The organism is Prevotella corporis DSM 18810 = JCM 8529, assembly GCF_000430525.1.
In the GTDB taxonomy this organism is placed as follows: domain Bacteria; phylum Bacteroidota; class Bacteroidia; order Bacteroidales; family Bacteroidaceae; genus Prevotella; species Prevotella corporis.
This window is the reverse complement of sequence record NZ_AUME01000001.1, coordinates 164,225-187,779: the sequence shown is the minus strand read 5'-3', so window position 1 is coordinate 187,779 and position 23,555 is coordinate 164,225. Positions and strand designations below refer to the sequence as shown.

Here is a 23,555-nt window from a genome sequence, read left to right as displayed (position 1 = left end):
CTATCACAACCCCATTGTTAATGCATGTGCTCAGACAAGGCAAATTAATGTAATAAAAGGGCCTGTCGATTGCTGGCATAAGGCATCATTGACAAAGCCGAAACTAGGGTTTTAAATTGATAAGACTACAATTGTAGTAAGTTGACCATAATCTTTGCAGCGTTATCGGGTGCGCTTTGATTTCCTAAACGTTCGTGCAACAGCTGATAATTCTGCAACATCTCCTCGCGTCCAGTCTGCCCCGGTAAAATTCTATACAGCTCATTGGCTATGTTATACACCCTAAAACGGTCGGCAAGCAACTCTTGCACAATCTCTCGGTCGGCAATCAGATTGACGAGAGAAATGTACTTCACATTGATGAGGTGATTAAAAGCAAACCGAATCAAAGCTGGCAGAGGAGTTTTGTAGCACACTACCTGCGGAACATTGAAGAGCGCCGTCTCTAAAGTTGCAGTTCCACTCGTAACAAGGGCAGCTATGGAGTGCGAAAGCAGCTCATAAGTTTCATTTTTTACTATATTCGCAGGTGTTTTACCTACGTATTTAAGATAAAATGAATTATCAATAGATGGAGCACCGGCAATAACCAACTGATAGTCCTCGAAGTGCTTGGCTGCCTCTAACATAGCGGGCAAATTGTCTTTTATCTCCTGTTTTCTACTACCAGCCAAGATGGCAATTATCGGTTTATCAGATAAACCGTTCCGACTCACAAACTCATCCTTACTCTCAGTGTAGCGATTACGGAAAGAAGCCACTTCCTCAGCCGTTGGATTCCCCACATAGTGAATCTTGTAATTGTGTTTCTTTTCATAGAATGGCACTTCAAATGGGAGTATGGAGAACATCTCCTTGACGTCACGCTTGATAGATCGGATGCGCCACTCTTTCCAAGCCCAAATCTTTGGCGAGATATAGTAATAGACAGGTATCCTCGTGTTCTTCTTTACGTATTTGGCGATATTCAGGTTAAAGCCTGGATAATCAACAAGGATAACAACATCGGGCTGCCATTTCACGATATCTTCTTTGCACATCTTCATATTCCGGAAGATGGTGGGCAAGTGCAGCAATACGGGAATAAAACCCATGTAAGCCAAATTCTTACAGTGGCGGACACGATGGCCGCCTACTTCAGACATCAAGTCGCCACCAATAAATCGAAACTCGGCTATTGGATCATACTCCTTTAACGACATCATCAGCCGTGAGGCATGCAAATCGCCCGAAGCTTCGCCAACAATTATATAGTATTTCATAAGCTAACGGTTCACAATATTTCTCAAAAATCACAAAAAAAACGGAGGAAAGCTAATCTTCCCAGTCCTTCATCGAACGAAGCATGTTATAATCTGTTACATCGATGGTTACCGGCGTCACACAAACATACCCATGGTCTAAAGCCCACTGGTCAGTATCCGTTTTTTGAGGCTCAGTGTTCAGATATTTGCCGACCATCCAATAATAATCGAAACCTCTTGGATGAACGCAGCGAACAACCTCTTTTACCCAACTCCCGTACCCCATTCGACACACTTTCAATCCAAGAAAGGAATCGGTCTTGGGAAAATTGACGTTCAGACATATTCCCTTTGGCAATCCTTCGGCCAGCACCTTCTTAACAATCTTTCGGACATAGTGTCGAAGGGGAGTTAAATCGCTGTCAGGATTATAGTCGCAGCTTGAGAAAGCGATGGATGGAATAAATTTCATACATCCCTCACGCGCAATCCCCATCGTGCCACTATAATGATTGTTCACAGACGAATTGTCACCGTGGTTAATGCCACCGAGTATCAAATCGGGCCTACGCCCATCCAAAAGCTGGTCGATGGCCAGCTTAACGCAATCTACTGGTGTTCCAGTACACGACCAAACCTCGCAATCGGGAATGTTATGACGCCGTTTCAGCAAAAGATGATCAGTCGCTGAAAAGGCACACGAATAACCCGACCTTGCAGCTTCAGGCGCACAAACCACAACTTCGGCAAAATCAGCAAGGAACGACACCAACGTTTTGATTCCGTTGGAGTGGTATCCATCGTCATTTGAAATAAGAATCAGGGGTCTCTTAAAATCCATAACTTTAGCTTTCTTTTGATTGCAAAATTACGAAAAAAGGTTTAGAATTAGCTTAATCTCGCATAAAATATGTATCTTTGTCGCCAAATCAAGTAAGGATAAGGAAAGAAATGGGAAAAATAATTGCATTGGCCAATCAAAAGGGAGGAGTGGGTAAAACCACTTCAACCATCAACCTTGCAGCGTCGCTCGCAACATTGGAAAAAAGCGTACTCGTCATTGATGCCGACCCACAGGCAAACGCTTCGAGCGGACTGGGTGTTGACATCAAGGAGGTGGATTGCTCGCTATATGAATGCATTATCAACCATGCTGATATCCGCGATGCAATCTACACCACAGACATCGAAGGGCTTGACATCGTGCCGAGCCACATCGACTTAGTGGGTGCGGAAATAGAAATGTTGAAGATAAACGACCGTGAGAATATGGTCAGCAAGTTGCTTGCTCCGATTCGGAATGACTACGATTTCATCCTTATTGACTGTAGTCCCTCATTAGGATTGATTACCGTCAATGCACTGACAGCTGCCGACTCGGTCATCATTCCCGTCCAATGCGAATACTTTGCATTGGAAGGAATCAGTAAACTACTAAACACCATTAAGATAATCAAAAGCAAACTGAATCCGAAACTTGAGATTGAAGGCTTCCTGCTAACCATGTTCGACAGCCGTCTCAGATTGGCCCGACAGATTTACGACGAAGTGAAGCGCCATTTCCAAGAGTTGGTATTCAAAACCGTCATCCAACGCAACGTGAAACTTTCTGAAAGTCCGAGCCACGGTTTGCCCGTCATCCTCTACGATGCCGAATCAACGGGAGCAAAGAATCATCTCTCACTTGCAAAGGAGATAATCGAAAAAAATAAAAAAAGTTCATTCTGAAGTTGAAAAAGTAATCTGTAAACCTACAAATCAGCATGGCAGTTCATAAAAAATACAACAAAGGTTCCAAAACAAATGCCCTCGGACGAGGTCTTGACGCTTTGATTTCTACGGAAGCGGTCAGCACACAGGGCAGTTCAACCATCAATGAGATTGCGTTAGACCAGATTGAGCCAAATCCCGACCAGCCCCGAAGGGAGTTCGATCAGATAGCCCTTGAAGAATTGGCCAACAGCATCAAGGAGCTGGGTATCGTCCAGCCGATTACACTTCGACAGATGGACGACAATAAGTTTCAAATTATCGCCGGTGAGCGCCGTTGGAGAGCCTCTCAGCTGGCAGGTCTAACGGCTATTCCAGCCTACATCCGAACCATCAAGGATGAGAATGTGATGGAACTTGCCTTAGTTGAGAACATCCAGCGTGAGGATTTAAATGCCATTGAGATTGCCCTCGCATACGAGCACTTGCTTGAGAAAAGCGGAATGACACAGGAAAAGGTTGCAGAACGTGTCAGCAAGAGTCGCGCAGCCATAGCCAATTATCTCCGATTGCTGAAACTCCCGGCACAGGTGCAGATGGCTTTGCAGAAGAAAGAAATAGACATGGGGCATGCCCGCGCGCTGCTCTCGCTCGATAGCCCATCGCTTCAGTTGAAATTGTTCCGCGAAATACAGAAAAACGGCTTCAGTGTGAGAAAGGTGGAGGATTTCTGCCAACAACTGAAGAACGGAGAGGACATTCAGACAGCCAAGAAAAAAATAGCAACCAAATCCAAACTGCCAGAAGAATTTAACATTCTCAAGAAGCGACTGTCAGATTTCTTCGACACAAAAGTCCAAATGAGCTACAATGCCAATGGGAAAGGCCGAATCAGCATTCCTTTCTCATCTGAGGAAGAGTTAGAACATATCATGGCTGTGATGGACAAAATAAAATGATAGTTGAACGAACGGTTGTGCGCAAGTGAAGAGTCTGAACAATATATTTCGCCAATGGCTGCTGCTGGGTTTGCTGGTGTTCACAACTCCGGCCGTAATGATGGCACAATCCACAAAAGAAGAACCCATCAAAGTCATCTACCCAGGTGACTCTGTAGCCGTTACGGTGATAGATATTCCACCGCACGACGCAATGGACACACTGCTGCTATCACCCGATAGAGAGGCAAGGCTCAAGGGCACATCAATACAGGACAGTGCAAAAATCAACCGCGATTGGAGCAAATGGCGGCCAAATCCCAAGAAAGCCCTGTGGCTGGCCGTAGTGCTGCCTGGAGCAGGACAGATTTACAATCGGAAATACTGGAAACTGCCTATCTTTTACGGCGGAATTGCAGGTTGCATCTATGCAATGACGTGGAATAACCAAATGTATCGTGATTATTCACGTGCATACGTCGATATTATGGACAGCGATCCCTCGACACAGAGTTACAATGACTTCCTCCACTTGGGAAATGCAGTCAATGAAGGTAACAAGCAATATTATCAAGACTTGTTCAAAAAGCGAAAAGACCGTTACCGTAGATGGCGCGACCTGAGTATTTTCGCCACCATAGGAATATACGCGCTTTCCGTTATCGACGCTTACGTGGATGCATCGTTGTCCGATTTCGATATTTCAGACGATTTGTCACTACATATCGCACCGGCAATCATCAACGACAATTCAATGATAGGTTCAGGCAATCCGCTGAAGAGCTCAGCATTAGGCATTGGATGCAGCCTTACTTTCTGACGGGCAAATCCATAGCAAGTCCCCACAATTAATAGAATGGTCAAGAAAATATACATACTTTCAGCACTCTTATCGACCTATGCCAACTGTACGATGCTGGCTCAAAGCCAAGTAGTGACAGACAGTAATGGCAGAACGATGGAAATTTATATCCCAATAGTCGAGGAGGATCCGCTATCGGTGGAGTTTACTGATGAAAAGTTCTACCAACAGCAAGGAAGCCACAGCTATTTCAGAGCGAATGAGAGAGAAACAGAGACTGAGACGGATGCCATCAGTCGCCGTATCAAACGTTTGCCAAGCTCAATACCTATGACCTACAATGAGGAAGTGAAGAGACACATCGACAGGTATGTCAAGTCGGGGCGCAGATCAACCTGTTATCTGCTGTCACGTGCAAAATATTACAATCACTTCTTTGAGGAAGCGTTGCGCTTTTACGGCCTTCCATTAGAGTTGAAATATCTTCCCGTTATTGAATCAGGCCTCAATCCTAATGCCACTTCACGTGTAGGAGCCGTAGGATTGTGGCAATTCATGAGTACAACGGGGAAGCAATACGACCTCTGTATCAACAGTTACGTTGATGAAAGACGCGACCCGATTAAATCATCCTATGCAGCAGCCCGCATGCTGAGCGACCTTTACCGAAGTTTTGGCGACTGGACATTGGCCCTGGCAGCCTATAATTGCGGCCCGAACCGTGTTAGAAATGCCATTGATAAGGCTGGGGGGAGCGTTGATTTCTGGAAAATTTACAAGTTCTTGCCAAAGGAAACACGAGGTTATGTGCCGGCTTTCATTGCCGCCAACTACGTAATGACCTACTTTGGAGACTATAATCTATACCCAGAGACGACTGGACTACCGCAAATACCAGGAAAAGTACAGATTACCCAAGATGTCTCGTTCACCAAAATCGCAAATATCATGGAAATGAGCATCGAAGATCTTAAAACCTTGAACCCACAATATAAACAAGGTATCGTAAAAACAAACAACGGTGTTGCAACCCTCGTACTTCCAGCAGAAGAGGTTGACCGCTTCAACAGTGTTGCCCCACTGCTCTACCAAGAACTACAGACAACGGTTGGCACACAGACAAGCATGGCTGCCAATGCCAACGAAGCCCATACTGGGAGCGGAGGGGATAAAGGAATCAAAACCGCCTATTAGAAAGGTTCACCTTAATATCATGTTAGGAGGATTATATGGATAAAGAAATTGAGAAAACCGATATTGAAGAGTCAGCAGAAGAAAAGATGGTGGACGAGGCTTTCCAGCTTCTCTTAGACACTTATCTTGCCTCACCGCACCGCAAGAAAGTGGATATTATCACAAAGGCATTCAATTTCTCACGACAGGCGCACAAGGGGGTACGCCGGCTTTCAGGCGAGCCCTACATTCTGCATCCTATCGGGGTAGCCATGATAGCTTGCAAGGAGGTTGGTCTGGGTTCGACAAGTATCTGTTCAGCCCTGCTTCATGACGTTGTAGAAGACACAGACTATACCGTTGAGGACATTCAAAACATCTTCGGCACGAAAATAGCTCAGATAGTGGATGGCCTTACCAAGATATCAGGCGGCATATTTGGAGAACAGGCATCCGCCCAAGCAGAGAATTTCAAGAAACTGCTGCTCACCATGAGTGACGACATACGCGTCATCCTCATCAAAATCTGCGATCGACTGCACAACATGCGTACTCTGGCCTCACAACCAGCCAACAAACAATACAAGATAGCGGGCGAAACTCTCTACATTTACGCACCATTGGCCAACCGACTCGGACTCAATAAAATCAAGACAGAACTTGAAGACCTGAGTTTCCGCTATGAGCATCCTGACGCATACAAAGCTATTGAAATGAAAATAGCCTCAACCCAGGAACAACGCGATACATTATTCGACACGTTCACAGCCCCAATTCGTGCTGAACTGGACAGAATGGGATTGAAATATAAGATCAAGGCACGTGTAAAAAGCCCTTATTCCATTTGGAATAAGATGCAAAACAAGCACGTTACTTTTGAAGAAATCTACGATATCCTTGCCGTAAGAATCATATTTACGCCGAAAAGCAGACAGGAAGAAGTCAACGAATGCTTCCAGATTTATGTTGCCATCAGCAAACTTTACAAGAGCCATCCCGACCGCTTACGTGACTGGGTCAACCATCCAAAAGCCAATGGTTATCAGGCCCTCCATGTCACATTGATGTCCAAGCAAGGACGTTGGATAGAAATACAAATCCGCTCCGACAGGATGGATGAGATTGCAGAACAGGGCTTTGCGGCACACTGGAAATATAAGGAAGGCTCCAATGAGATCACCGAGGATGAGGGAGAATTGAACGACTGGCTTCACACCATCAAGGAAATTCTTGATGATCCGCAGCCAGACGCAATGGATTTCCTCGATGCCATCAAGCTGAACCTCTTCGCTTCAGAAATATTCGTGTTCACACCAAAGGGCGAAATCAAGATGATGCCAGCGGGATGTACGGCCCTTGACTTCGCTTTCCAAATTCACACCTTCCTCGGAAGCCACTGCATCGGTGCCAAAGTGAATCACAAGCTTGTACCTATGAGCCATAAACTGCAGAGTGGCGATCAGGTAGAGATACTCACCTCGAAGGCACAGCGCGTCAATGAGTCGTGGATCAATTTCGTCTCGACTGCCAAAGCCAAAGGCAAGGTTCTCGCCATCCTTAGAAGAGAGAACAGGGAGATACAGAAACAAGGAGAAGAGATTCTTGAGAATTGGCTGAAAGAGCACGACTATGAGATGACAACCTCTGTTCTCGACAAGCTCTGCGACTTGCATAAGCTTCCTAAGCACGCCAACCTTTTCAGTGCCATCGGAGAGAAAAGCATTATACTCGGAGATACAGACCTTGATGAATTGCAAGGCAAGCGAAAGCCGAACAGCGAGGGTTACTCTGCCAAATGGCGAAAGTACGTTCCTTTCTTGAAGAGGTCATCGCAAAAGGAAGGCTCCTTCACTACCAACGACTCCACTACTAACATACAGGATGGGTTGATTGTGGTTGATCAGGGACTGAACAAAAAGAAACCCATCTTCATCAATGAGGACAATATCAGCCGATACATTTTCCCCCATTGTTGCCATCCTATCCCCGGCGACGATATTCTTGGTTACATCGACAACAAAGGGCATATAGAGATTCACAAACGTTCCTGCGCTGTTGCCTCCAAACTCAAGGCAAGCTTCGGTCCACGAATCCTCGATGCAAAATGGGATATGCACAAGCGCTTGTTCTTCGATGCAACGATTGCGATTCAGGGAATCGACCGCAAAGGTATGCTGCACGAGCTCTCAAAGGTCATATCCGATAAATTCGGAGTAAACATACGCAAAATCACCCTCTCCACCGATAATGGGATTTTTCAAGGCAGTATCGAGCTCCGTGTTCACGACCGTGAGGACGTGAGAATCATCATCAAGAGCCTGAAACAGATCAACGATATGCAGAATGTCCAGGAAATAACCTGATCTATCTGCAACCACAAATAAAACGGGGATGCGCCATCAGGCACATCCCTTATTCTTTCGTTCTTCTTTTCAGAATCAATTACTTCACTAACTTCAAATCGTAGTTGAGACTCTTGTTAGCAGACTCTTCCAACTGATCGTTAACCATGCGGAGAGTTGAATCGTTTACAACCATGAAGTAAGCAGCCCCGTCCTTGCCCAATGTGAACTTGTAGGCAACCTTCTTCTCACCCTTCACGTCTTTTTCGATTTTCTCAGCCTTACCTGTGAATTTCTTCACATCGTCCTTGCCGTCCTTCTTAGCAGCAAGATAAGTTTCTGTCATGCTGAAACCGTCAGTGCTGTCGGCAGCCAGAGCCAATTCATAGCGAATGCCTGGACCATCAGCAGCTGGAACCTCACCAGCATAGCGCATGGAATCAACAACTTCTACAGAAGCGCTGTCTTTTGCTGCAGCTTCTTCGGTAGTCTTACCTTTCTGTTGGCATGCAACCATTGTGGCGCAAGCAACTACTAATACCAATACTTTCTTCATCTTAATTTTGAATAAAATAATTGTTACAAAGATAATGCATCGGAAAATTATTCGAAAACTTTTTTAGTTAAAAACAACTAACACTCTTTTAGCGCCTTTCAGGATGGTTATCGGACATCGTCACCACACCTTACAAGTGCGTAAAATAGGCCAAATTCCGATTATTCATAAAGAAAGGCTGACTGATGCTCAAATACAGTCCGCAGAGTGTAATACAGAAAAACAGAGAGGTTTAAAGAAGTTTCAACGAGTTTTTAATTTTTATGTAACACGATAGAAACATTCCTTAACTAATTTTGCACCGTAATTAATAAGGTAAACGTAAAAAACAAACCATAATTTTATAATTCATTCCACAATGCAGAAAAGATTACTATTCCTGTTTGCGCTGTTGGTGATGTTCGCATCGACCCTTTCAGCACAGGTCACCACCTCCGCTCTCGGAGGCAAGGTTACATTATCTGGCAGCAACGAGCCTCTGATTGGGGCTTCGGTACAAGTTGTACACGAGCCTTCAGGCACACGCTATGCCAGTGTCACAAACATCGACGGACGCTACGAAATCCAAGGTATGCGCACCGGTGGTCCCTACTCCGTCACCGTATCTTATGTCGGGCACAAATCGAAGACCTATACGGGAATCATGCTTCAGCTCGGCGAGGTCTATAAGCTGTCGCCGGCGCTTTCAGAGGATGCCAATGAGCTGGGCGAGGTTGTCGTTACGGGCAAGGCCAGCAAGTTCTCACTCGAAAAGACCGGTGCCACCACCAACATCAGCAACGCACAGATGACAGCGCTGCCTACCATCAATCGCAGCATATCCGACATTGCGCGCATATCTCCTTATGCCAACGGCATGAGTTTCGCCGGCGGCGATGGACGTTCGACCAACTTCACCCTCGACGGTGCCAACTTCAACAACAACTTCGGTCTCTCGTCGGCACTCCCCGGAGGAGGCAATCCTATCTCAATGGATGCCATCGACGAGGTACAGGTGGTGATCGCTCCTTACGATGTGCGGCAGACCAACTTCATTGGCGGAGGTATCAACGCCGTGACCAAATCAGGCACAAACACTTTCAAGGGAGCAGCCTACATTTACCACAACAATGAAAACATGCACGGTAACCGCATTGACCACACCGACCTCGGAGAACGCGGCACCAACCGCAACACCACTTACGGATTCACACTGGGTGGTCCGATTCTGAAGGACAAACTCTTTTTCTTTGCCAACTTCGAGACCTCCAAGGTGCCATCAGTGGCCAACCGCTGGCATCCTTCTGCAGATGGTGTAGCCAGAAAAACAGACTACATTTCAAGAACCACCATTGCCGATATGCAGAAAGTTCAAGAGTTCATGCGAAGCAAATACGGCTATGATACAGGGGCATACGATGCCTTTCCTGCAGATGAGAGCAACACAAAGTTTCTCGCTCGTCTTGACTGGAACATCAATCAGAACCACCATCTTGCCCTTCGCTACAACACAACAACCAACAAGGCATGGAACCCCACCAACGGAAATTCAGGCAACACTGGCTTCCGACTGAGAGGATTCAACCGTTTATCGCAGTATTCCATGGCCTTCGCAAACTCCATGTACTCGATGGAGAATAAAATCAACTCCATTTCTGCCGACTTGAACAGTCGTTTCGGCAAGAATATCTCCAACCAACTGCTCGTTACCTACACAAACATCAAGGATATGCGTGGCAGCAACTCGTCGCCATTCCCATTCATCGACATCATGTACGACTACTCAACGGGCGATTACCCCACAATCGATTCCAAAACGGGACAAAACATCGCTGTTGACTTCGGCGGATACAACGTGAAGCAGACCCTTGAGCCGTACATGAGCCTCGGTTACGAGCTGTTCACTTACAACAATGGTGTGAACAATAAGATTACGACCATCACCGACAATTTCACTTATTATCTGGGCAGCCACAAACTGACGGCAGGATTGAGCTTCGAGCATCAGATGGCTAATAACTCCTACATGCGAAACGGAACAGGCTATTACCGCTACCGCAGCCTCAATGATTTCCTCACAGGTGCTGCGCCTGAGGCTGTTGCACTAACCTATGGCTATGCAGGCAACCTCAATCCAGCGGCAGAAGTCAGTTTCAATCAGTATGGGCTTTATCTGCAAGACGAGTGGAACGTGCTCGACAACCTGAAACTGACAGGCGGCATACGATTCGACAACATTTCTTATGACGATGACGACATCATGCGTAACAATGCCATCTACGAACTCGACTTCGGAGGTCGCCACATCGACACCGGAAAGTGGGCCAAGAGCAACATTCAGATATCGCCACGCTTCGGATTCACATGGGATGTGTTCAAAGACCGCACGCTGAAAGTGCGTGGTGGCTCAGGTATCTTCACCGGTCGCCTGCCATTGGTGTTCTTCACCAACATGCCCTCCAACTCTGGTATGGTCCAAAACCTCGTGAGTGCCGTGACACGATACACCAACGGCGTCGTAACATCGAGAGACCCACGACTCGACAAGTTTACAGGAGGCATCCTTACCGATGTGAACCAGATGCGAGACATGCTCGGTGCGCCGGAAAGCATCACACCAGAGCAAGGCACGGTGCCAAGTTCCATCGCCGCCATCGCCAGCGACTTCAAGATGCCACAGGTATGGAAATCATCGATTGCCGTTGATTATCAGATACCCACCTCGTTCCCCTTCACCGCAACAGCAGAGTTCACCTATACAAAAAAAATCAACGACGTTCGTCTGGTGAACTGGAACATCAAGGATGCGGAGATGCCCACATGGGAACGCCTCAACGGAGCCGACAACCGCTATCTCTATCCGACCAACTTCACATATAATAAGGTGAGCGATGCTTGCGTGCTGGAGAACACGCACAAAGGCTATGGTTGGACATTCAACCTCACACTGAACGCAGAGCCAATCGACAACCTGAGCATCATGGCAGCCTATACCCACACAGTGATGAAGGAGGTGTCGGGAATGCCCGGCTCCAACGCATCATCGGCATGGCAAGGACTCTACACCGTCAACGGTCCGAACAGCGACGCACTGCAGAACTCGCAGTATGTGATTCCCGATCGCCTGATAGCTTCAGTGAGCTACACTTATAATCACGACCATTTCGCACTCTTCTACACCGGCTATTCTCCAAGGGGCTACAGCTATTTTTACTACGGCGACATCAACAACGACAAGATTGCCAACGACTTGATGTACATTCCGGCCGACGACAGCCAGATTCATTTCACACACGAGTCTGATCGCCAACTCTTCTGGAACTACGTGAATCAGGACTCTTACCTGAAGAACCACAAGGGCGAGTATGCGGAGGCTTACAGCGCACGCGCGCCATTCGTCCATCGTTTCGACTTCCGCTGGGCACACGACTTCACCTTCAACATCGGCAACACACGCCACAACCTTCAGTTGAGTGCCAACGTGATGAACATAGGCAACTTGTTCAACTCAAAGTGGGGAGTGGAGAAGAACATGAACGGCAGCTTCAGCGGTCAGTTCCTAAAAGTTGACAAGATAGATGCCAACAACGTTCCTTACTTCTCGATGAGAAAAGACAAGGAGGGCAATGCTCCTACAAAGACATGGTCGTTCGACAAGAACTACAACCAGTGCTGGATGTTGCAGATTGGTGTAAAATACTTCTTCAACTAAATTGCGAAAAAAACACACTCATAAGAAAAAGAGGGTACGCTGCGTATCCTCTTTTTTCAGACTATGCAGCAATCGAATCTTTGAATTTTCTTTACAAAAGGGCGAAAATTCAGCCTATTTTCTCAAAACATTCAAGAGCTTCCTGAAAATACGCAATTTTTAGACAGGTTTATAAACTACTGACAATCAATCTGTTTAAAGACATGTCTCAATAATAGTGTATCTTCCATCGTGCGTTTTGTCAACATTTCATCATCAAAAGCATAGCTATCGTTGCGCCAGAGCTATGGTTTTACTTACGAATAGCTATAGTTCCGACCGACGAAAGCTATGGTTTCGCACAGAAAAAGCCAAGAATAGGCTAAATCCACCCTCATGAATCAGAATTTTAAAGCTAAAACAGTGCACTCCCCTATCCCATCTATACTGAACCGGGAGATTTGAATTGTTAAATTCTTATGAATAATCTTTACACAAAAGTGTCATTATCCTATCATAAAACTTTATTGAAGATGCATCCACTGACAAATAAAAAAGGCTGAACAACACTGTTCAGCCTTAATGCTTTTTATGCCATCGAATCGGCTTGTCACACCAATCCGTCTAATTGCAGTTTGAGTTCCTTCAGCTGGTCACGCACGGAGATGAGACTTTCCATTATCTTCTGACTCTTGTCAGCCCCCATCCGGTTTTCCTGAAGCATCTTCCTGGCAGCGGCAATCTTGAATCCACGTACCTTTACAAGGTTGTAAATGACCTTGATTTGCTCAATGTCCTTCTCGGTATATTGGCGCACACGGTTGCCCGTGGTTTTCGGTCGAAGGTGCGGAAACTCTGTCTCCCAATATCTGAGCAAACTTTCTGATACGGCTAACTGTTGCGCCACTTCCTTGATGGAATAATAGAGTTTACGTGAATTTTCTGCCATAGCTGCTTATTTTTCCTTACTTGACACAAAGAGTTGAACGAAAAGCCTTGCCAACTATCGGTCAATCATTTACCATTTCATTTGCAAAAATAGTGAAAAGTCCGTATCTTTGCAACACTTTTCAATGAATTTTATAAAATTAAGAATAATAAGATGATGACAGCTAATGAAATCCGCGATTCGTTTAAGAAATTCTTCGAGTCGAAAGGACACGTCATCGTACCGTCCGCCCCTATGGTCATAAAGGACGACCCTACGCTGATGTTTACCAATGCTGGTATGAACCAGTGGAAAGATATTATCCTCGGAACAAAAGATCCAGAGCCACGCCGACGCGCTGACTCACAAAAATGTCTGCGTGTGAGCGGTAAGCACAACGACCTCGAAGAGGTGGGACACGACACTTATCACCATACGATGTTTGAAATGCTCGGCAACTGGAGTTTCGGCGATTACTTTAAGGAAAAGGCCATTGACCATGCGTGGGAATTTCTTGTGGATGTGTTGCACCTAAACCCAGCCGACCTCTACGTGACAGTGTTCGAAGGTAGTCCCGAAGAAAACATCCCGCGAGACGACGAAGCTGCCAAGTATTGGGCAAAACACTTGCCCGAAGACCATATCATCAACGGCAACAAGCACGACAACTTCTGGGAGATGGGCGAAACTGGACCATGCGGCCCTTGTTCCGAAATACACGTTGACTCGCGCACAGCTGAAGCAAAGGCAAAGATGGCTGGTCGGGAGCTCGTCAATAAGGACGACCCACAGGTTATTGAGATATGGAATATCGTTTTCATGCAGTTCAACCGCAAATCGGACAACTCGCTCGAACCGTTAGCAATGAATGTCATCGACACAGGTATGGGATTCGAACGTCTGGTGCGTATGTTGCAAGGCAAAAGCTCAAACTACGACACCGATATCTTCCAGCCAGTCATCAAGCAAATTGAACAACTGAGCGGGAAAAAGTATGGTTTTACCACACCTTCTGGTGAGAACGGAGAGGCAAAAGACGAGCAGGAGAAGATTGACATCGCCATGCGCGTGGTGGCAGACCACATGCGTGCCGTGGCATTCTCTATCGCCGACGGTCAACTTCCTGGTAATGCCAAAGCGGGGTACGTCATCCGACGAATCCTGCGCCGTGCCGTACGCTATGCCTATACTTTCCTTGGACAGAAGGAAGCGTTTATCTTCAAACTGCTCAACATTTTCATTCAGGAGATGGGAGAAGCCTATCCAGAGCTCCCAGCTCAGCGCGAGCTCATCGCCCGTGTGATAAAGGAAGAGGAAGACTCATTCCTCCGCACCCTTGAAAAAGGTATCAACCTACTGAACACGGCCATGGAAGAGATGAAAAGTCAGGGTAAGACCGAATTAAGTGGCAAAGAGGCCTTCCGTCTGTTTGACACCTATGGATTTCCACTTGACCTTACCGAGCTGATTTGTCGTGAGAACGGTTTCACTGTTGACGAAAAGCAGTTCGATGATGAAATGGCGCAGCAGAAAGCACGTGCCCGTAATGCCGCCGTAGTAGAGAATGGAGACTGGGTTCAGCTGAAAGAGGGCGAACAAGAGTTTGTCGGTTACGATTACACCGAATACGAATGCCATATCCTCCGCTACCGTAAGGTAACACAAAAGAAGAGCAGTTTCTACGAAGTGGTGCTCAACCATACACCGTTCTACGGTGAAATGGGTGGTCAAGTTGGCGATCAAGGAGTTCTTGTCAGCGAGAACGAAACCATAAACATCATCGACACCAAGCGCGAGAACAACCAAAGCATACACATTATTAAGGAATTGCCCAAAGATGTAGAAGCCGACTTCATGGCTTGCGTTGACACCGACAAACGGGAGGCATCAGCTGCCAACCACTCCGCTACCCACTTGCTGGACTATGCCTTAAAGCAAGTACTCGGAGAGCATGCCGAACAGAAAGGTTCTTATGTGAGTCCTGACACGCTCCGCTTTGACTTCTCACACTTTCAGAAAGTTACCGACGAGGAATTGAGGCAGGTTGAGCGGCTGGTAAATGACATGATACGACAGGATTTGCCTCTCGACGAACATCGCGACACACCAATCGAGGAGGCAAAGAAGATGGGTGCGGTAGCACTCTTTGGCGAAAAATACGGCGACAAGGTACGTGTCGTGCGGTTTGGGCCAAGCTGTGAGTTCTGCGGAGGTATCCATGCGGCATCAACTGGACGCATAGGCTTCTTCAAAATCGTAAGCGAAAGCAGTGTCGCCGCAGGCGTTCGTCGCATAGAAGCCATGACGGGAAAGAACTGTGAGGAAGCCATCTACGCATTGGAGGACACGCTTCGCGACCTGAAAGCTATGTTCAACAATGCCAAGGACTTGAAGAACGTGGTGGCAAAGTACATCGAAGAGCACGATACAATGAAGAAAGACATGGAGAGTTTTCGTCAACAGGCTGCCGATCGTGCGGCAAAGAGCCTCGTAGAGAAGGTTCGGAACATGAATGGCATCAATGTTGTGAAGGCAGTCCTTCCCGTTGAGCCTTCGTCGGCTAAGGATATCGTATTCAAAGTGCGTGAGGCGATTCCCGAAAAGCTCGTCTGTGTGCTCGGCTCTGTTTACGATAACCGACCTCTTCTCTCGGTGATGCTCAGCGACGACATGGTGAAAGACCATGCGATGAATGCCGGAAAAATAATCCGTGAGGCTGCCAAGCTAATCAAAGGCGGTGGTGGTGGTCAGCCACATTATGCCCAAGCAGGTGGTAAGGATGCTGCCAACATCAATGCTGCGGTTGAAAAAGTCATTGAATTGGCTGAGCTGTAATTCATCAATCTTATGGATTTAACCTTCATCTTGGTTCTGATTGCCGTGTTGGTACTTATGGCTTTCCTGTACCAACGCAAGCAAAGAAAGGAGAAACAGATGGAATTGGATTTGGAAACGCTGACTGCCAAGAGCGATTGGGTCGGTGTTTCCAATATCCTTAAACGTCAAGTCTATACATGGGGAGCGTTATTTTTGCTAACGATAGGTCTGTTGGTAGCCAGTATTGTTAACCATCACAAGGTGATTGTTGCAGCAATCACAACCGCTTTTATGGCTTATCGCTTCATCAAGGTTTACCGATTATATAGAGTTTTTAAAGATAGCGTAAGGACAGACGATGAAGAACACGTTGACATTGACGAGCTTAGACGCCTCACAAAGGAGTTTCTTGACTGTCACTATCAAGAATTCGACTCATCAACAACTGTCTTTGAAATCACGGAAGCCTATAAATCAGCACTTGAGAGGGGTAAATCGCAAGGCTTTTATCCAGTCTTAGTTCCTGTCAGTGCAAATAACTTCATAGGATTGACCGCCGAAATCGATCCCGATGGTCCGTGTTATTCCGTCGATATGAAGAAAGTGAGGGCATGGCGACGCAATATGCTCGCAACAGCTGTCACAGACGGGCACAAGAAGATTGACGAATTGCTGGCTGATTCCAAAGCGGATATAGAACAGGACGGAAGTCTCGATTGGCGCAAGGACATCATTGGCGAATGCGAGGAGAAGTTAGAGGGAAGGAATTGTTTCTTTGAGCGGTCTGACAATTCACTTCTGCCCTATGACTACGTTTTGTTGGCAGAAGTTCCGGTGAAGCATGCCTGGGAAGTTTTTGCATGGTTGCCGTTCTATGCAGACAACTACGACATCGCCGTCACCGACCACATGGCCGTGGCAAAGTATTGGTTTGAGCGCTATGGGGCTGTTCCCGCTTATGTTGATAGCGACATGGTCGGCTATTATCTTGACAAACCCATTGCCAAATCTCAAGCAATCGATGTCGCCTTAGAGCATTTTGCTTATTGTCCTGACTATATTTATCAAGGTTACGGTACTATCGCCAATGCCGCCAATTCTATTTGCGACTCATCCATCTGGGAATTTTGGTGGGATTAAATCATAGGAAATTCAAATGGTTTCATTCTGCCCATCATTTCTTGATAGAACGTTCTCGAAACCTTACGTCCCCGAAGCGAACGAACACGGGGCATATTGAGAAAGAACGCATCCTGCGTCGTGAACCATGAATGGGAAGTAACGGAAGATATGCGTGAGATTGTCAAGGCTATCTCATGGGCAAACTTAGGATTTACCGAAGAGAGGTAACACGTGCCGTTATCCATTTCGATTGCCAACACAAGGCAAGTCGTTGGCTGTTTGGCAATGGTCGGTTCCATTCCTTTTGTTTTAACAGATATGGTCAGATGGCGTCCGTATCGCCGGTTTATCTCTGCCATCATTGAGCGAAATACCTTCCCATGCGCCGAAGTGTCCTTTATTTCGTTGTAAGCGATATAATAATGAATCATCTCATGAATAATGACATCGTCTATTTCCTGCTGCGATTGTTTATAATAGGAGGAAATAGAAATTATGAAATCGTAGGGTTTTCTTTTTAGAAAGCCACGCTTGCACGACATCTGTCCGAGGCGGGTACGTGCCTTAGAGAGCTTTAATACAGGCAGTGGCAGCCTGTCGTCGAATATCAACCTGTTGTATTTCTCAAAAGCCAGCCTGATGTAATCCTGTGTCAATTCCATTGCTTCCATCATTCTTCCATTTGTTGTCTCGGCCAGTTCACCAAGTAAAGATGTTCCGTTGCCCTTGTGAAAGCTGTGTAGAGCCAGTGGATATAGTCGGGAGTGAGCATCTCATCGGTCATATAGCCCTGATCGAGGTAGATGTTCGCCCACTGTCCGCCCTGCGCCTTGTGACAGGTGACGGCATATCCGAACTTGATCTGCATAGCATTGTAGTACTTGTCCTCACGAATCTGCCGCATGCGGTCGGCTTTCAGCGGAACGTCAGCATAGTCTGCCACCACATTGTCGAACAACTGCTCGTGCTGTTGGTGTGTCAAAGCTGGTGCCTCTGTCATCAACGTGTCCAGGATGACCACCGTATCTATCTCCGTCTTGTCATAATCGGGAAACTCCAAGGTAGCATCGGCAAAACGGAAGCCATAAAGCTCACGAACATTGCGCACACGACGCACGACGGCACGGTCACCGTTGGCAATGAAGCCTCCGTCGATTCCCCCGAAAGGTGGTTGGTTCGAGCTTGCTGACTGCCGCGCATCGCCTTGTAAGCCTTTACTTTTTACTGACGCCTCCTTTGTCGAGGGATTGCGTGGTGTCAGGTATTTGTTCTTCACCACCATCAACAAGTCGCCCGTCGTCAGTTCCTCCTCACGTCCCAGAACCGTGTTTCTGATGCCTTGGTTGAAGATATTAGCCCGCTTGTTCGAACGGGTGATGACCATTGTCTCATCCACTCCCACGGCCGAGAAACTCGATGCAAGGCTCTCTATCAGCTCATCGCCCGGCACTACCGAAATATCGGCAAAACCGCTGAGGCGGATCCGTGGCAACTGCGTGGCCTCGTCGTGAGTAATCATCCGGCGTATCATCGTCGCATTCCAAAGGATTCCAGAGTCTTGCCCCTGCCTTAGCACCTCATCCAAGTCGCACTCATAGACCCGTAGGCCGTAAGAGCGGAGAACATCGGACCGCAACGCTGGACTCTCCTCCTCGCCAACAGGCGGCAGCTGGGCTTTATCGCCGATGAGCAGCATACGACAATTAGTGCCACCGTAAACATATTCTATCAGGTCGTCGAGCAGACATCCGCTGCCAAATGCCGTATTGCCTGACGACAGACTGACCATCGAAGCCTCATCGACCATGAAAAGCATATCGCGATACATGTTCTGATTGAGATTGAACCGTCCGTCAGCGCCATTGAAGGCCTTCTCGCGGTAGATGCGGCGATGGATGGTTGAGGCTGGGAAACCGGAATTCAAGGAGAACACCTTGGCCGCACGACCCGTCGGGGCAAGGAGCGCAACCTTGAAGCTCAACCGACGGAGCGTCCTAACCATGGCTCCGGCCAGCGAAGTCTTGCCCGTGCCAGCACATCCACGAAGAATCATCGCCGCACGCTCATCCCTGTCGGTCATGAACTCGGAAAACACACGCAGTGCATTGGCCTGATCGTTGGTGGGGGTGAAGCGGAATTCCTGTAAAATCTGATATACCAGTTCGTCTTGTATCATCGACTTCTAAAATATGGAATTGCAAAGATAAGTGATTTATTCGAGGTGAACAAAAAAATTGTCGCATCTTCAGCAACTAATCGGCAATGCGTCGTTGTGATTCCTCCCAAGGAATGGACGGTCAAGGGCAAAAGACAAGCGACTATAGTGAAAGGTAAAATATGTTGACAAAACAGTCTTTTGCAAAAATCCTGTAAGGTGCTATGAATCAATATCTTATTTTTCCAACAGTCATTCCTCACCTTTCATACTGCAATAGGTCAGCTTTCGAGCGGCAAAAGGTGACCGATCACCGGGCAAAAGCTGAAGTTTTGGGCAGTGACAGCGAAAATACTTTACAATCAACCGATGTCGTCCCGACTGCCATAGTCGAAATATCGGCTGATTCTTGCCGTCCCTCCCCAAGCCCATAAGACTGACGTGCCAGACACGTTTGCAAAACTTTGATAAAAAGAACACAGTGTTTTGCAACTCTTTGGAAAAATATATGTAAGTTTGCACTACAACTATCATTTTAAGAAAGATGAAGACACATAGACCACTTGGAAACATCCTACGCACGCTGCTTGTGTGCTTATTGCTGCAAGGCTCGGTGGCCATCGTCAAGGCGCAAAGCCAACAGGGCGATTACTTTGTCGAAAACGGTATCGCCTTTTATCGTGGAGAGCCATTTGGGAACGTTGATTTGCCGACGTTCATCGAGTTGGGATTCGGCTATGCCAAAGACCGGTACAACGTTTACTTCCGTGGCGAGATAATGGAGTTCGTCGATCCGCTGACCTTCCGGCTGAAAGTGCCGCAGTGGCCTCACCCCGACTATGACGATAGCTATTACGACAGAGGTGATTACAGGTGCAGCGGATACATGGTGACCTCGAACGCCGTACTCTTCCGTGGGCGAATAGTCGAGAAAGCCAACCCCGACTCGTTCAAAGAGCTGGGAGGGGGATATGCGTGCGACACGTTCCGAGCCTACTACATGGGGCGAATCATGGAGAATGCCAACCCCGACGCACTCCATTACCTCGGCGAGGGATATGCGGCCAACACATTCCGTGTTTACTATATGGGCAAAATCGTGGAGCAAGCCAATCCCGACAGTTTCAAACTGCTGCAAAACGGGTATGCCGAAGATACTTTCCGCACCTACTACCGTGGGAAGAAGGTGAACTAATCGCAGCTGGCAGCCGAATACCAACAATATTTTTGGGACAGAAAACCGCATAATCGGAAAAAAATATGTAAGTTTGCAGCATATTGCAAGTTATGGAAAAAATCGACCATAGAACATCGGACAAGAAGCTGCGACTGACAATTCGCATCTCAGCCAACCACCTTTCGTTCGCGGTGGGCGACCCACAGCAGGACGAACACATTGCCTACGAGCAATATGAGCTGAACAACGGCATATCCATAGCGGCCAATTTGCGCGAGGCTTTCAACCGTTCCGAACTGCTACAGAGCGGATTCAGACGCACGTTGATTCTCATCGACAACCCCGTTATGCTCGTACCGACCGACGAGTTTCAAGAACAGGACGTGGAGACACTCTACAAACACACACTCAAATGGAGACGGAGCGACGACGTGGTGACGAGTGTGTTGCCCGATCTTAATGCCGTGGCAGTGTTCACCATCAACAAAGACCTGAGACTGGTGGTTGACGACCACTTTGAAGATGTGAGAATACAACCGATGATGCAAGCCGTCTGGTCGCATCTGCACCACCGTGCCTCAGCCGGCTCTCGACGAAAAATGTTTGTTTATTATCATGAGAAGCAATTAGAGGTTTTCAGTTTTCAGCAGAACCGCTTCCGTTTCAGCAACTCTTACGAGGCATCGAGCATTAACGACATGCTCTATTTCATCCTTTATGCGTGGAAAGAAATAGGCATGAATGCCGAAAGCGACGAGCTTCACCTTGCAGGTAACATCCCGAACGGCACACAACTCAACGAGGAGGCGCACAAGTTCCTGCAACGCTGCTATCTGCTCGACCAAGAAATAGACTTCAACAACAATTCCTTCGCCAAGCGAAAGGACATCCCCTACGACCTGAAGGCATTGTATTTGAGTTAAAAAGCTAACATGAGAATCATAACAGGACTATACAAAGGCAGGCGTTTCGATATTCCTCACACGTTCAAAGCAAGGCCAACCACTGACTTCGCCAAAGAGAATATCTTCAATGTGCTGAACAGTTACATCGACTTGGAGGACACAATAGCAGTTGACCTATTCGCCGGTACGGGAAGCATCACACTCGAATTGCTCTCGCGCGGATGCAAGGAGGTGGTGAGCGTGGAGAAAGACCGTGACCACGCACACTTTATAGCTGAATGCCTGAAGAAGATTAAAGCAGAAAACGACATTCTGATACGTGGCGACGTTTTCCGGTTCCTGAAAAGCTGCCATCAGAAGTTCGACCTTATCTTTGCCGATCCTCCCTACGCTTTACCCGAATTGGCAACCATCCCTGATTTAATCTTCCAATACGACCTGCTGAACGCTGACGGCGTATTCGTGTTTGAACATGGCAAACAGAATGACTTCTCGACCCATGCCAACTTCAAGGAGCACAGAAGCTATGGGAGTGTCAACTTCTCGCTGTTTCAACCCTTACCGACCAACAACGGAGAACTGACCGATTTATAACAACGGGCTCAACAATCGCACCACCGACTCCCACAAACGCTGCAGGAACGAACGGTGGGTAATGTCCTTTACCTCTTCCAATGGAACACTATTGGCCTCATCATTGAGGAAAATCCCTTTCACCTTCAAAGCCATTTTCTCATCGTAGAAGAATGCATTGGCCTCGAAATTGTTCTCGAAACTCCTGAAATCGACATTGCTTGAACCAATGGACGACAGGCAATCGTCGCTGACGAGGAGCTTTGAGTGATTGAAGCCTGCTGTATAGAGCACCACCTTGACACCAGCGCGCACCGCTTCCATCACATAAGTGCGCGAAGCCCACTCCACAATCTTCGTGTCGGTTCGCAAAGGAATCATCAAACGAACGTCAACACCTGACACGGCAGCCGTCCGCATGGCAAAGATAATGGGCTCGGTGGGCAGGAAATAAGGTGTCTCCATAAAGACATACTTCTTCGCACTCAAAAGTATCTTCATATAACCCTGCTCTATCTCAGGCCATTGGCTCGTCGGACTGCTCGTGACAACTTGAACAAGACAGTTGTTGGGCTTAACAATTGAGCTGGGATAGTACTTCCTGTCGGTTATCAGTGTGCGGACAACGTAGAACCAATCCACAAGGAACGAGCGCTGAAGGCCATAGACCGCAGAGCCAACAATCTTCACATGCGTGTCGCGCCAGAGCTTTTGCTTGTGACTGCTCACATAACGACGAGCAATATTCATCCCACCGATGAACCCAATCTGACCATCGATGACGCAAATCTTGCGGTGATTGCGATAATTCACTTTCCTTGTGAACAGCGGAAACCTAACAGGCATGAACGGATGCACCTCGATACCCTCCTCACGCATACGCTCAAAGAAACGGTTCTTGGTTTTCCACGACCCCACATCATCATAGATAAAACGCACTTCGACACCTTCGCGAGCCCTGTCGATGAGCGCATCGGCCACGAGATTACCCAAAGGATCGTCATCTATGATGTAGGTGATGATGTGAATGTGGTGCTTTGCCTTCGCTATCGCTTGGAGAAGAGAGGGAAAATACTCATAACCCGACTCGAAAACCTCAGTTTCGTTGTCCTTAAAAGGCAGCGCCCAGTTCTGATTCATAAAGAGATCTATCAACTCCAGGTGACGTTCAGGCAACTGAAGGTTCTTCTGTTCGACAAATTCGAGCATCGACCGCTTTGTCAATTGGTCGAGACTGCGCTGCCAGATGTGCCTTTCCTTGCGCGTATGCTGACCAAAGAAGAAGTAAAGCACGATTCCCACCAAGGGCATAAATACCAAAACTAACGCCCAGGCCATAGTCTTTGCGGGCTGACGGTTCTCCATCAACACGGTAATCAGTGCGATAATGGCCACAACCGTGTAGGCAACTAAGACTATCCAATGAACGTAAATCATGCCATT

Annotated in this window: 18 protein-coding genes; 11 read left to right on the top strand and 7 right to left on the bottom strand. The window is 47.2% G+C overall.

Going from position 1 to position 23,555, the window contains the following annotated elements:
* Positions 1–125: 125 nt before the first annotated feature.
* Positions 126–1,262 (bottom strand): lipid-A-disaccharide synthase, encoded by a 1,137-nt coding sequence (gene lpxB / locus H515_RS0100730; protein WP_025876265.1) that lies wholly within the window; start codon positions 1,260–1,262, stop codon positions 126–128.
* A 52-nt stretch (positions 1,263–1,314) separates the two neighbouring features.
* Complete coding sequence (gene surE, locus H515_RS0100725; protein ID WP_025876266.1) at positions 1,315–2,085, bottom strand: 5'/3'-nucleotidase SurE; 771 nt, start codon at positions 2,083–2,085, stop codon at positions 1,315–1,317.
* 110 nt (positions 2,086–2,195) lie between these two features.
* Between surE and H515_RS0100720 the strand changes: the two genes are divergently transcribed.
* Genes H515_RS0100720 through H515_RS0100700 form a run of 5 tightly spaced genes read left to right on the top strand, consistent with a single transcriptional unit; the run spans position 2,196 to position 8,230 of the window.
* A complete protein-coding gene (locus H515_RS0100720; RefSeq protein WP_028901447.1) occupies positions 2,196–2,972 on the top strand; it encodes a ParA family protein in 777 nt (258 codons plus the stop codon).
* A gap of 35 nt (positions 2,973–3,007) precedes the next feature.
* Complete coding sequence (locus tag H515_RS0100715) at positions 3,008–3,913, top strand: ParB/RepB/Spo0J family partition protein (RefSeq protein WP_025876268.1); 906 nt, start codon at positions 3,008–3,010, stop codon at positions 3,911–3,913.
* 25 nt (positions 3,914–3,938) lie between these two features.
* Positions 3,939–4,712 carry a DUF5683 domain-containing protein gene (locus H515_RS0100710; protein WP_025876269.1) on the top strand — a complete coding sequence of 258 codons (774 nt, stop codon included), beginning with the start codon at positions 3,939–3,941 and terminating at the stop codon, positions 4,710–4,712.
* 36 nt (positions 4,713–4,748) lie between these two features.
* The gene (locus H515_RS0100705) at positions 4,749–5,888 is read left to right on the top strand and encodes a lytic transglycosylase domain-containing protein (RefSeq protein WP_028901446.1); all 1,140 of its coding nucleotides are present in this window, start codon (positions 4,749–4,751) and stop codon (positions 5,886–5,888) included.
* 35 nt (positions 5,889–5,923) lie between these two features.
* Positions 5,924–8,230 (top strand): RelA/SpoT family protein, encoded by a 2,307-nt coding sequence (locus tag H515_RS0100700; protein ID WP_025876270.1) that lies wholly within the window; start codon positions 5,924–5,926, stop codon positions 8,228–8,230.
* A gap of 79 nt (positions 8,231–8,309) precedes the next feature.
* Here H515_RS0100700 and H515_RS0100695 read toward each other — a convergent pair whose 3' ends face one another.
* Positions 8,310–8,765 (bottom strand): copper resistance protein NlpE N-terminal domain-containing protein, encoded by a 456-nt coding sequence (locus tag H515_RS0100695; protein ID WP_025876271.1) that lies wholly within the window; start codon positions 8,763–8,765, stop codon positions 8,310–8,312.
* A 358-nt stretch (positions 8,766–9,123) separates the two neighbouring features.
* Here H515_RS0100695 and H515_RS0100690 point away from each other — a divergent pair, with 358 nt between their 5' ends.
* Positions 9,124–12,456, top strand: a complete 3,333-nt coding sequence (locus tag H515_RS0100690; RefSeq protein WP_028901445.1) for a TonB-dependent receptor — start codon at positions 9,124–9,126, stop codon at positions 12,454–12,456.
* Between the two features lie 589 nt (positions 12,457–13,045).
* Here the strand turns inward: H515_RS0100690 and H515_RS0100685 are convergent.
* Positions 13,046–13,384 (bottom strand): MerR family transcriptional regulator, encoded by a 339-nt coding sequence (locus H515_RS0100685; RefSeq protein ID WP_025876019.1) that lies wholly within the window; start codon positions 13,382–13,384, stop codon positions 13,046–13,048.
* Between the two features lie 153 nt (positions 13,385–13,537).
* On the opposite strand from H515_RS0100685, the gene alaS reads away from it, so the two are divergent.
* Together alaS and H515_RS0100675 are read left to right on the top strand one after the other, a co-directional pair.
* Entirely contained in the window at positions 13,538–16,198 is a 2,661-nt protein-coding gene (alaS, locus tag H515_RS0100680; protein WP_025876017.1) for an alanine--tRNA ligase, read from the top strand.
* A gap of 12 nt (positions 16,199–16,210) precedes the next feature.
* Positions 16,211–17,320, top strand: a complete 1,110-nt coding sequence (locus H515_RS0100675) for a DUF4253 domain-containing protein (protein WP_028901444.1) — start codon at positions 16,211–16,213, stop codon at positions 17,318–17,320.
* On the opposite strand, the gene H515_RS0100670 is transcribed toward H515_RS0100675, so the two are convergent.
* A complete protein-coding gene (locus tag H515_RS0100670) occupies positions 17,317–17,976 on the bottom strand; it encodes a SprT-like domain-containing protein (RefSeq protein WP_306302513.1) in 660 nt (219 codons plus the stop codon). The two genes, H515_RS0100675 and H515_RS0100670, sit on opposite strands and share 4 nt — an antisense overlap.
* Positions 17,973–19,478: an ATP-dependent DNA helicase gene (locus H515_RS0100665; RefSeq protein WP_028901443.1), complete on the bottom strand. Its 1,506-nt coding sequence runs from the start codon at positions 19,476–19,478 to the stop codon at positions 17,973–17,975. Before H515_RS0100665 ends, H515_RS0100670 begins: the two co-directional genes overlap by 4 nt.
* Positions 19,479–20,001: 523 nt before the next feature.
* Here H515_RS0100665 and H515_RS0100660 point away from each other — a divergent pair.
* From H515_RS0100660 to rsmD, 3 genes are all read left to right on the top strand, one after another.
* Positions 20,002–20,652, top strand: coding sequence for a DKNYY domain-containing protein (locus H515_RS0100660; RefSeq protein ID WP_025876011.1), 651 nt, complete (start codon positions 20,002–20,004; stop codon positions 20,650–20,652).
* 92 nt (positions 20,653–20,744) lie between these two features.
* Positions 20,745–21,557 carry a DUF3822 family protein gene (locus H515_RS0100655; RefSeq protein ID WP_028901442.1) on the top strand — a complete coding sequence of 271 codons (813 nt, stop codon included), beginning with the start codon at positions 20,745–20,747 and terminating at the stop codon, positions 21,555–21,557.
* 9 nt (positions 21,558–21,566) lie between these two features.
* Positions 21,567–22,133 (top strand): 16S rRNA (guanine(966)-N(2))-methyltransferase RsmD, encoded by a 567-nt coding sequence (gene rsmD / locus H515_RS0100650; protein ID WP_025876009.1) that lies wholly within the window; start codon positions 21,567–21,569, stop codon positions 22,131–22,133.
* Here the strand turns inward: rsmD and cls are convergent.
* Positions 22,128–23,549 (bottom strand): cardiolipin synthase, encoded by a 1,422-nt coding sequence (cls, locus tag H515_RS0100645; RefSeq protein WP_025876007.1) that lies wholly within the window; start codon positions 23,547–23,549, stop codon positions 22,128–22,130. The genes rsmD and cls overlap by 6 nt on opposite strands.
* Between the last annotated feature and the right edge of the window lie 6 nt (positions 23,550–23,555).